The following is a 10,972-nucleotide window of genomic DNA, read 5'->3' as shown; positions in this document are numbered from 1 at the left end:
CATCTGGACGAAGACCGCCGACGACATCCTCGACACCCTCGCCGCATACTGCACACGAATTAACGACTCAGGACACTAGTAGGGCTTGGTCAGGTCGGCTGTGGGTGAGCGTGTCCTTTCGGTCGGTTGTTGCGTTGAGGAGGTGTGACTCCGGACGAGATTGCTGCTGTGCGTGGTGAGTTGGAGGACTTCGCGGCGGAGGTTTTCGAGCCGTTCGCTAGGAGCGACCAGCGTCGGTGGGGGCAGGTCTACCTGCGGGGCCTGCTCATGGACGGGCGGCGCAAGTCGGTCGAGCCGATGGCTGCCCGGCTGGGCGAGGACGGGAACCGTCAGGCCCTGGCCCACTTCGTCACCACGAGCCCGTGGGATCCGGCACATGTGCGGGCCCGGCTGGCCTGGAGGATGGAAAAGGAGATCCGGCCCACCGCGCTGGTCTTCGATGACACCGGGTTCCTCAAGGACGGCAATGCTTCGGCGTGTGTGTCGCGGCAGTACACCGGCACCGCCGGCAAGGTCACCAACTGTCAGGTGGGCGTCTCCTTGCATATGACCTCCGATCACGCCTCTGCCGCTGTGGACTGGCGGCTGTTCCTGCCTGAGAACTGGGCACCCGGATCCGCGAAGGCGGACCCGGACAAGATCGCCCGCCGTAGCGCCTGCGGTATCCCCGACAGCATCGGACATGTGGAGAAATGGCAGCTCGCGCTGGACATGCTCGATGAGACTCGCTCGTGGGGCATCGAAGTGCCGCTGGCCATCGCGGATGCCGGATACGGCGATGCCGCGGCCTTCCGCCTCGGCCTGCAGGCCCGCGGCCTCCACTACGTGGTGGGCATCTCGACCACCATGTCGGCCCAGCCCGGCGAAGCCGTGCCGGTGACCGAGCCGTACTCAGGGACCGGACGCCCCCCGGTGGCGAAGTACCCGGCCAAGCCGCAGCCGGTGAAACAGCTGGTCATGGCCACCGGCCGTCGGGCGGCGAAGCCGGTGCAATGGCGAGAGAGCTCCCGGCCCGGCACGGGCCGCAGCGGCGTCAAGCGGATGTACTCGCGATTCGTAGCCCTGCGGATCCGGCCTGCCGGACGCGAGATCCGCCAAGCGGTCGAGGGCCCGGAACTACCCGAATGCTGGCTCCTGGCCGAATGGCCGGCCGACCAAGGCGAACCTGTCCAGTTCTGGCTCTCCGATCTGCCTGCCGACACCCCACTGACCACCCTGGTCCGACTCGCCAAGCTCCGCTGGCGCATCGAACACGACTACCGGGAGATGAAACAGGCCCTCGGCCTGGCCCACTTCGAGGGCCGGACCTGGGGCGGCTGGCACCACCACGTCACCCTCGTCTCCGTCGCGCATGCCTTCTGCACTCTGCAACGACTGACAGTGAGGATGTGACGTGGTGACGCTGCGGGTGGGTCTGACCCTCCGACTGACTGACGTTTCGACTGTCCTGTTTGGGATTTGTCGGCTCGCCGGGTGTCACCACGCACGCGGCCGGACGGGCGTTTGTGACCTTATAGCGCCTCTGTGTGTCAAGCGGCCTGAGCGAGGTGGTTCCGTTGATCTCGTTTCATGATCCGGTAGACCACGTTGGACAGGCGTCGCTTGAGGGCTCGGCGGGCCTCCGAAGGGGTCTTCCCCTCACTGATCTTGCGGAGGTAGTAGTCCTGCCCGCGCCCGCCGTCGCGGATTTGGCAGACTGCGATCGTGTGCAGCACCGAGTTCAGCGCGCGGTTGCCACCGGTGTTGAGCCGGTGGCGGACGTTGTTGCCGCTGGATGCGTCCAGGGGCGCGCTGCCGGTGTAGCTGGCGAAGTGATGCTCGGTGGGAAACCGGCCGACGTCCCCGATGTGGCCGAGGGCCTTCGCGGCCAGCACGGTGCCCAGGCCCGGCAGGGTGGTCAGCGTCGTGCGGGTCGCAGCGACGGCCTCGCGCATTTCCGCTTCATTGTCCTTGACCTGCCGGTCCAGTCTGCGCAGGTCGGCCAGTAGATCACGGGCTATGTCCCGGCGGCAGCTGTCGGTGGCCGTGACCGGCCGGACGCCCTTCATCAAGGCGGCGGCCTTGTCGGCCGACAGGCCGGTGGGGGCTCCGCCGGGCAGGAGATCACGCAGGACGGCGTGGAGCCGGTTGAGGACGCGGGTGCGCTCGTGGACCAGATCGTCCCGGCGCTCGGTCAGCAGCCGCAGGATCGTGGTCTGGTCTTCGGGGACCACGGGTCGCAGGTCGTGGCGGAAGAGGGCGACCTGGGCAACGTGGAGGGCGTCCTTCGCGTCGGTCTTGCGGTCTCCGCCGGTGGCCAGCAGTCGGGCCCGGGCCGACAAGGTGGAGGGCACGTCGACCACGTTCTCGCCCGCGGCGGCCAGCTGCTGGGCGAGGGAGCGGCCCAGGCCACCGGCGCCCTCGACCGCGAAACGACGGTCGGGCCACTGCTCGCACCAGCGCATCAGCTGGCGGAAGGTTCCGGCGTTGACGACGAACCGGCGCTGGGCCACCTGGTGGCCGGCGGCGTCCACGGCGACGGCGGTGTGGGACGACTTGTGGGGATCGACACCGATCAGGATCACAGGCTGCTGCCCTTGCACTCGATGAGTCAGGAAAGGGAGTGCGGTGGGCACCCTGACTTGAAGTCACCGTGTCACCTTCATGCCTCTGTCGAGCCACACCGCGCGGGTGTCGGCCGGCGGCGGCACGCTATCAGTGAGCCAGCCCGAGGGCGGCAAGGAGCACTGCGGGCCCGTGCCGACCGACACCCTGGACGCTACGGCTGCAGACCGAGCGTCTGGGGTCGATTGAACAAGTCAGGAGCTTGGTCCAGAAGCCCCGTCACTGTCTTGTCCACCCACCCGACCGGCGCGTGCCGCCCTCGGAACGGACTTGCAAGGACGGACATGACCAGCATGACGCACGACGGCCCGCAGATCACTGGCGGAGTCGACACCCACGGCCTGACCCACCACGCCGCCGTGATCGACCGGATTGGCCGGCACCTGGCCGACCGGGAGTTCCCCGCCACGATCCGCGGCTACCGCGACCTGCTGGACTGGATGCGCTCGCACGGGGCACTCGCCGCGGTCGGGGTCGAGGGCACCGGCGCCTACGGAGCCGAACTCACCCGGGTGCTGACCTGCGCCGGAGTCACTGTCGTCGATGTGGACCGCCCGGATCGCAAGACGCGGCGGATGAAGGGCAAGTCCGACCCGATCGACGCCTACGCCGCCGCGACGGCCGTGCTGTCCGGCCGGGCCACCGGAATCCCCAAGAGCCGGGACGGCGTGGTCGAGGCGGTGCGGGTGCTGCGGGTCGCCCGCCGCAGCGCGGTCAAGGCCCGCACGCAGGCGATGAACCAGATCCGTGGCCTGCTGGTCTCGGCCCCGGCGATGCTGCGCGAGCAAGTCGGGGGCCTGGAGCGGGCCGCGCTGATACGGACCCTGGCCCGGCTGCGGCCCGGTGACGACCTCTCCCGCCCGCTGGCGGCGACCCGGGCAGCGCTGCGACGGCTCGCCCGCCGCCACCAGGCGTTGGACCAGGAGATCGTCGAGCTGGACACGGAGATCAGCCCGCTGGTCAAGCGAGCCGCCCCACAGCTGCTGGAGCTGTTCGGTGTCGGGCCGGAGACCGCCGGCCAGCTGTTGGCCTCGGCCGGCGACAACCCGGAACGGATGCGGTCCGAGGCCGCGTTTGCGCACCTGGCCGGTGTCGCGCCGATCCCTGCGTCTTCCGGCCGCACCCATCGTCACCGCCTCAACCGTGGCGGCGACCGGGCCGCGAACAACGCCCTGCACACCATCGTGCTCACCCGCATGCGCTTCGACGAGCGCACTCGCGCCTACGTCGAACGTCGCACCAAGGAAGGGCTGAACAAGAAGGACATCATGCGCTGCCTCAAGCGATTCGTCGCCCGCGAGGTCTATCGCGCTCTGACCAGTACACCAACCGAACGAATCACCCAAACCGACCTTGCTCCAGCGGCTTGACAGCCATAGGAGCATCCAGAGCCCCAAAAGACATGGCGCCGGCCTGAGCCTCTACCGCGTCGTTCGCGAGCTGCAGACCATCCTCGCGACATGGGCCGGCGCCTGCCCCACCTGCCACCGCGACATACCCACACCAACACCAACCTGACCAAGCCCTACTAGCGTTTCGTGATTTGGTTCGGCCTACTCGGTGACCATCACAGGATCAATCGGGAAGGTACGCCTTCCGCGTCCCGCCCGGAGCTGATCCACAGGTCTTGAGCAGTGCTCGTGTTCGACCCGATCGAGATCGTGACACAGCGCCGCCGCGAGGGCCCGGGCTTCGTCTTCTGCGGATCGTCCACGCGGTGACGCCCGGCACCGGACACGGCGCACGCCATCATGGGCTAGGTCCGGAGTACCGGGGACGCGCTCCGCGACGGATACGGCTACCGGGGATTCTTCAGCGTCGACGGCATCGCCACAGCGGCCGGCTGCTTTCCGACGGAGCTGAACCCTCGTCACACATCGGGGCTCGGCCTGCGTGCGGCGTGGCCCGCGTTCCCCGCCTACATGTTCAACCGCTGTCTCCAGGAGGGCCCGGATCTCTTCGACGGCTTCGACCCAGAGCCCTTCGAAGCGTGGGTGCGCGCCTCCGTTGCGGAGCATCCCTCGCTCTCGGTGGCCGTGCCGTTGGAAAGCCCCCGGGAGTCCGCAACCGGAGCTGACAAACTGTGCACTGCGGAAGGACGGCACACGGTGGAATGGCACAGCCCCGGGAACCGGCTCACGGTCCGCGACCTGCGTACCACCCCCGGAACGGAGGGACGGCCGATCGGGCCGGTGATCGCCCGCCTCGCCCAGCGGCACGGCTGCGCCCTACTGAGCCACGACACCCCGCCCGCCGAGCTCACGGACATCTGTGAGGAAGCATGTCGCTGACCCGTCCCCTGCAGTTCACCACCGAGATCGGCGAGGAGCTGGGGCGGGCGGTGGCCCGCCACGGCGAATAGATGCGCAAGGAGGCAGCCGCCCATGATCTGGCAGGAACCTTCGCCCGGGACAGCGTGGAGCTCCTCCAGAAGGTAGGCGTATTCGCAGCCTGTACGCCGCGTGCGGCGGGCGGCAAGGGCCTCGAGTCCCTTTACGACCTGACGGTCCTGCTCAGCAGAATCGCTCGCCACGACCCATCGGTCGCCACCGGCGCCGGAATGCACCTCAATCTCGCCCGGTACTACGCGCGCACCGTCCGTACGGCACCAAGCCCCAGGGTGAAGGGAGACGGCAGCGGAGGCGCGAGTGTGGAGGAGCTCTGGCTCACCGCGATGGCGCGCGACGGGATGATCGTGGCATCGACGGTGGCCGAACCCGGCCGTTCCCCTTGGCAGTTGGAGAGCACGGCCACTCCCACGGCCGGGGGGCTGGAGAGTCAGCGGCACGAAGTCGACGGTGTCCATCTCCCCGGGAGCCACCCATTTCTACGCCCGCCTCAAGGTGGACGGACCGGTTTTGGGCAGTGTGATGATTTCCGCGGATCTGTCCCGGAGGCCGGGAACCCCGTTGCGGGGCTGATCAAGAAGGTAATGGGGGACCCCTCCTGCTGTGCCGGCGAAAAACAGTAGCCACGCACCTGTGCCTCCACGATCACATGATCATCCGTGGGTGGTGCGTTGATCACTTGCGAGTGCCAACCCGCCGCTCTCGGAGAGAGAGGCTTCGAAGATCACAGCACCCATGTGATGTGCGTTGTCGAGACGCTGTTGATCATGCAAGGCCGCGAAGGTGAGTCTGCTGCACGCTGCTGTCCGCGTCGAGTCCCTGACCGTGTTGTCCCGGTTGCGGACCGGCTTTTACGACTGCCTGACCGCCCGCGCGGACGCGTTGTTTGAGCTGACGGACGCGGTGTTGTGCATGGACGGGTTGCTACGGTCGCTGGTCGCCCTCGCGCTGGCCCTCGAACACCGCCGAGGGCACGGTCGGTCCCCTCTACGCGGCCTGAATCGCGGCGGGCTCGATGTCGCTCGGCTGCGGCGGGCCCTGGCCGGGGTGCCGCTGCCCCGGGCGGCCGACGGGCGGCTGGTCCTGGCCGTCGAGGTCTCGCCGTCGCTTCGGCCGGACGCCGGAACCGTGCCGGTTCGCCCGTTCTGCCACACCTATGACCGCGGCACCGCGAAACACCAGACGATACCTGGCGCTTCGCGCTGCGGTCACTCGGCCCGGCGCCCTCCGAGGAGACTGCATGTACCGCCCCAACCCTCCGGCGTGCTCGGCGGACCGACCCGGGTGCGGACCGGGTCGCTGACATCGGCCGGGCCTCGCCGCCGCACGCTCCGCAGTTCGCGTTGTCAGTCCTGAGGGCTAAGGTCCGTGATCACGGTCGGCGCCATGAGCGCGGACTGAGATGACGCCCCAGGAGTAGGCATGAGTTTTGAAACGACGTACGCGGATTTCTCGGTCGATCCGCCCCGGCTGTCGAACGCGGAGGCTGGATTCCATGGTGGGGACTTCGCCGGGTCCCACGTGGCACTAGGCGCGGAGGGGGCGGTGACGCTGGACTTCGAGGTGCAGGACCCGCAGGACATTCCGCAGGCGACACTCACCATCACGGCCCTCGTCTCCAAGCTCGGATCCTCGCTCGGGTACGCGCCGATGACCGTGCTCCTGCAGGGGGAGACGCTGGCCCAGGATCTGACCGTACCCGGTGGAGGGGATCTCCCCCACGACAACGTCCTCGCCGTACCCGGAGACCTGCTGAAACCCGGCACGAACAGGCTGGAGATACGCTCATCGCCCAAGGCCGCCAGCACGCTCTGGCTGTACCGTGTCACCCTGGATCCCGTCTGGGAACGCGGCCGCTCGGAACGGGCCCGCACGGCCGGAGCCGCCCGGGACTCGGTGTTCGCCTACCGTACGGAGCTGCGCCAGGCCCATTCCTCCTCCGCCCCCTGGCAGTCCGCACCGCGGCTGCTCTTCCACCTCGACCGCGGCGAGCAGTCCCTGCCCGCACAGCTTGGCTGGCGAGGCGAGGACGGGGCCGAGGCCACCATCGGCTTCGACTCCGGCATGGCGGACTTCCGTGGCTGCTACAGGGCAGAGGACGGTACCGCGTACGAGTACCGGGGAGACCTCACCGACAGGTGGCCCTTCTCGGACGAGACGGAGCACCTCTCGGCGTACCCTCTGCACCGCTTTTGCACGGAAGAGGGATGGGGCGGTGGCTGGCACCGCTCCCACGACCTGCGGCTCCTGGTCGACGACGGCGGAGCACCCGTCGAGGGCGTCCACTGGCGCGACCGGCACGGCAACTCCGGCTCGGCCGTGCTGCACACCATCCACAGGGACGTCGAGGTGACGGACGTCGACGCGAGCGACGAGTACGACGACAGGGGCGAGGGGGCGGACAACCTCCTGGTGCGCGAGCGCACCAAGTGGCTGGCATGGGACGACACCGCACGGCTCGACTTCACCCTGGCCCGCCCCGCCGCAGCCGCCTCCTACACCCTGACGTCGGCGAACGACGCCCCCGACCGGGACCCCCGCGACTGGAGACTGCACGGCTCCCACGACGGCCGCAACTGGACGCCCTTGGACGCCCGCACCGGGGAGACGTTCGCCGGGCGGTGGGAGTCGAGGCAGTTCACTCTCCGCGGCCGTGCCCGGGCGTATCGCCACTACCGTCTCGACATCCTCCGCAACGCCGGTGCGGGACAGACCCAGCTCGCCGGTGTCCGGTTCGCGGAGGCCCCCGACGGGCAGTCCTTCACGGGCTACTACCAGCGCCATGACGAAGGCCCCATCGGCTACCGTGGTACGGTGGCAGCCACCGACCTCCCCGGGCCTTCCGCCGATCCCGGCCTCGCTCCGGAACTCGAAGCCGCAGCGGCGAGCCTGACCGAGACCTCCCGGACGCTCGCTGCCCTGGCCGTGCGACTGCGCAGGCGCTGAAACGAGCCGCGCACGGCCTAGATGAGTGAGTCCGAAGTCTTCAGTGGTCGTAGGCGATCAGGGAGCGTTTGATCTCGGCGTTGGTGGTCCTGTTGTGCCAGATGCCGGCGGCGAGGGTGATGAGTCTTTGTCCGGTGCGGGCGAATACTCCGGCCGGTGTTCGTGCGCCGTGTTGTTCCAGGCTGAGCTGGCCCTTGAGGGTGTCGAAGACCGCCTCGATCCACTGACGGACACGAGCGAGGCGGCCGTGCCGGGTGGATTCGTCCTTGCGGTCCGGGCGGACGAGGTGGACTTCGAGCCGCTCGGTGAGGAACGTCTCGAAGTCCCGCCCGGCAAAGCCTTTGTCGGTCAGGATCACTTGTCCGGCCCGCACGAGGTGGTGGTCGCATTCCAGCAGTGCGGTCATCACCTCCCGCTCACCCAGCTTCGGGTTTGCCGGACACCACGACACCGGCTCGGCCGTGGTTAGCCTCGCGGTTTCATGAAGCGGGTTGTCCGACGGGTGGGCAGGTAAGCGAAAAGTGCCTCTGCCCAGCAAGAATGAGGATTTTCGAGGTTCTTGTTCCTGCTCCAGCCGGAGGCACTTCTCAGGTGAAGAAGCGTATCGGGTCGTACCCGCGTGTCCGCATCGAGGGCGGTGGTCGGGCGGTGGTCTCGCAGGCCGGGGGTGTGCTGCTGGTCGAGACGGTCCGCAAGGCCGGCTTGGACACCGCGGTATCAGCGGCGCTGGTGCCGTGGCGGAGGGCTCGGGCGGTGCGCGATCCGGGCAAGATCCTGCTGGACGTGGTCTTGGCGGTCGCGTTGGGCGGGGACTGTCTCGCGGATGTCGGCATGCTGCGGGCCGAGCCGTCCGTGTTCGGGTCGGTTGCCTCCGACCCGACAGTCTCCCGCCTCATCGACATGCGGCCTCCGGGGAGAAGGCCCTGCGGGCGATCCGTGACGCGCGGACCGAAGCCCGGGGACGCGTCTGGCGGTTGGCCCGCTCCAGGGCGCTCGATGCCGACGGGACGGTGACCGTGGACCTTGACGGGGTGCTGGTGATCGCACACTCGGACAAGGAGGACGCCGCACCCACGTGGAAGCGGACCTACGGTCACCACCCGCTGATGCGTCGACCACAGACCGGGCGGCACCGGTGCACCGGTCGCGGCCCTGATCAGAGCGGGCAACGCGGGATCGAACACCGCGTCCGACCACATCACCGCCACCCAACTGGCCTTGGCCCAGCTGCCGAAGAAGTACCGGCGCGGGCGCCGGACCCTGATCCGCACCGACTTCGCGGGTGGCACCCACGACTTCGTCGCCTGGCTCGCCCGGCGAGGGCGGTGGCTGTCCTACTCGGTCGGCATGACGGTCGCCGAGCAGGTCCACCAGCGTGTGCTGAAGGTTCCGGCATCGGCCTGGACGCCGGCCGTCGAGACCGGCGGCGAGGTTCGCGACGGCGCCTGGGTCGCCGAACTCACCGGCGACGTACTGGACGGCTGGCCCAGGGGCATGCGGCTGATCGTCCGCAAGGAACGGCCCCATCCCGGGGCTCAGTTGCGGCTCACGGATGCGGATGGCATGCGGCTGACGTGCTTCGCCACCAACACCTCGGGTCGGGCGATCGCCGAGCTCGAGCTCCGTCACCGGCTGCGGGCGCGGGCCGAGGAGCGGATCCGGGCTGCCCGGGCCACCGGCCTGCGGAACCTTCCCCTGCACCGCACCGCCCAGAACCGGATCTGGCTGGAGATCGTCCAGCTCGCGCTCGACCTGCCGGCCTGGATGCCGATGCCCGCGCTGACCGGCAAGGCCCGCCTCTGGGAGCCTCGCCGCCTGCGGCTCCACCTGTTCACCACGGCCGGGCAGCTCGTGACCACCGGCCGTCGACGAATTCTCCGCCTGGCCCAACACTGGCCCTGATCCAGTCACATCACCGCCGCACCCGACCGGCTCGCACTCCTGCCGAACCCCGGCTGACCAGCAACTTCCCGTCCCTACGACCGCAGCCCAACACCGGAGCAGCGGAATCCGGCGCCTCCCCGAGACGACACTCGAGCCCTCAACCTGCCCACTCTCCGCCCACGGCACGAAAACGGCCCACCGACTTCGTCCGCAGACCGTCATGAAACTTCGAGGTTAATGGCTGGTCTTGGTGGTTGAGGTTTAGACGTCGTTTCAGTTGGTGAGTCTGCGGTAGTTGATCAGGCTTGTGGCGATGGCGGTGAAGGCCAGGAAATGTTCGGGTTTGCGTTCGTAGCGGCGATGCAGACGACGGCATCCGGCGAGCCAGGACATGGTGCGTTCGACGACCCAGCGGTGCCGGCCCAGCCGGGCGGAGCTCTCTCTGCCGCGGCGGGCGATGCGGGGTGTGATGCCTCGCTCGCGGAGCCATCGCCGCTGGTGGTCGTAGTCGTAGCCTTTGTCGCCGTGCAGCTTGCGAGGTCGGCGACGCCGCGGTCCGCGCGGACCGCGGACGGGTGGTATGCCCTGCACGAGGGGCTGCAGGGCGAGGCTGTCGTGCGTGTTCGCGGCGGAGATCGCCACCGGGATCGGCAGGCCCGACCGATCGACGATGAGGTGGATTTTCGATCCCTTCTTGCCGCGGTCGGTCGGATTCGGTCCCGTCAGCTGCCCCCTTTGAGGGCGCGGACGCTGACGGAGTCGATCGCGCAGCGCGACCAGTCCAGTTCGCCCCGGGCGCCGAGCTCGTCGAGGACGACCCGGTGCAGCCTGGCCCAGACCCGCGACTTGGACCACTGGGCGAAGCGCCGGTAGACGGTGGGCCAGGCCGGCCCGAACACCGGCGGCAACTGCCGCCAGGAGCAACCCGACGTCGCGACGAACACGATCGCCGTCAACACTTCCCGATCACCAGCCCGCCGGCGCCCACCGCCCTGCGGGCGTATGACCTCTGTCGGAGGCACCACCCGCCGAAACAGCTCCCACAACTCGTCCGGCACCAACCGCTCAGCAAGGCTCGTCATGCTCAGACCAACGAACGATCAAGCCAAAGGAAACGACGTCTTAGAAGTCATCTCATTTGGTGAGGCGTCGGTAGCAGATGAGAGTTGCGGCGATGCCTGCGAAGGCGA

General features: G+C 68.7%; 8 protein-coding genes and 3 pseudogenes. 8 read left to right on the top strand and 3 right to left on the bottom strand.

Going from position 1 to position 10,972, the window contains the following annotated elements; all coding sequences use genetic code 11:
• Positions 1-144 precede the first annotated feature (144 nt).
• Positions 145-1,392, top strand: coding sequence for an IS701 family transposase (locus tag LCE31_RS29475; protein WP_225019608.1), 1,248 nt, complete (start codon positions 145-147; stop codon positions 1,390-1,392).
• A 137-nt stretch (positions 1,393-1,529) separates the two neighbouring features.
• Here LCE31_RS29475 and LCE31_RS29470 read toward each other — a convergent pair whose 3' ends face one another.
• A complete protein-coding gene (locus tag LCE31_RS29470) occupies positions 1,530-2,564 on the bottom strand; it encodes an IS110 family transposase (protein ID WP_225019606.1) in 1,035 nt (344 codons plus the stop codon).
• 324 nt (positions 2,565-2,888) lie between these two features.
• Between LCE31_RS29470 and LCE31_RS29465 the strand changes: the two genes are divergently transcribed.
• The 5 genes and pseudogenes from LCE31_RS29465 to LCE31_RS29445 all read left to right on the top strand — a co-directional run bounded on the left by LCE31_RS29465 (position 2,889) and on the right by LCE31_RS29445 (position 7,898).
• Entirely contained in the window at positions 2,889-3,974 is a 1,086-nt protein-coding gene (locus LCE31_RS29465; protein ID WP_225019605.1) for an IS110 family transposase, read from the top strand.
• A 552-nt stretch (positions 3,975-4,526) separates the two neighbouring features.
• Positions 4,527-4,895 carry a hypothetical protein gene (locus LCE31_RS29460; protein ID WP_225019603.1) on the top strand — a complete coding sequence of 123 codons (369 nt, stop codon included), beginning with the start codon at positions 4,527-4,529 and terminating at the stop codon, positions 4,893-4,895.
• Positions 4,896-4,966: 71 nt separating this feature from the next.
• Complete coding sequence (locus LCE31_RS29455) at positions 4,967-5,575, top strand: acyl-CoA dehydrogenase family protein (RefSeq protein WP_225019601.1); 609 nt, start codon at positions 4,967-4,969, stop codon at positions 5,573-5,575.
• Between the two features lie 160 nt (positions 5,576-5,735).
• Positions 5,736-6,146, top strand: a pseudogene (locus LCE31_RS29450) (transposase); the annotation flags it as partial.
• A 228-nt stretch (positions 6,147-6,374) separates the two neighbouring features.
• The gene (locus LCE31_RS29445) at positions 6,375-7,898 is read left to right on the top strand and encodes an alpha-1,2-mannosidase (protein ID WP_225019599.1); all 1,524 of its coding nucleotides are present in this window, start codon (positions 6,375-6,377) and stop codon (positions 7,896-7,898) included.
• A gap of 40 nt (positions 7,899-7,938) precedes the next feature.
• Here LCE31_RS29445 and LCE31_RS29440 read toward each other — a convergent pair.
• Positions 7,939-8,352 (bottom strand): annotated as a pseudogene (locus LCE31_RS29440) (transposase); the annotation flags it as partial.
• A gap of 137 nt (positions 8,353-8,489) precedes the next feature.
• Between LCE31_RS29440 and LCE31_RS29435 the strand changes: the two are divergent.
• Positions 8,490-9,800, top strand: a pseudogene (locus LCE31_RS29435) (IS1380 family transposase).
• A gap of 255 nt (positions 9,801-10,055) precedes the next feature.
• Here LCE31_RS29435 and LCE31_RS29430 read toward each other — a convergent pair.
• Positions 10,056-10,864 (bottom strand): IS5 family transposase gene (locus LCE31_RS29430; RefSeq protein WP_225019597.1). Its coding sequence is split into 2 segments (ribosomal slippage): positions 10,056-10,514 and positions 10,517-10,864, totalling 807 coding nucleotides; the frame shifts between segments, so codons are not numbered across the junction.
• Between LCE31_RS29430 and LCE31_RS29425 the strand changes: the two genes are divergently transcribed.
• The coding region (locus LCE31_RS29425; RefSeq protein WP_225019610.1) for a hypothetical protein at positions 10,785-10,972 on the top strand (188 nt) is incomplete at its 3' end. The genes LCE31_RS29430 and LCE31_RS29425 overlap by 80 nt on opposite strands.

It is taken from the genome of Streptomyces sp. 8L (assembly GCF_020176795.1).
Classification (GTDB): domain Bacteria; phylum Actinomycetota; class Actinomycetes; order Streptomycetales; family Streptomycetaceae; genus Streptomyces.
The sequence above is the reverse complement of the archived record's forward strand: the minus strand, read 5'-3'. Positions and strand labels throughout refer to the sequence as shown.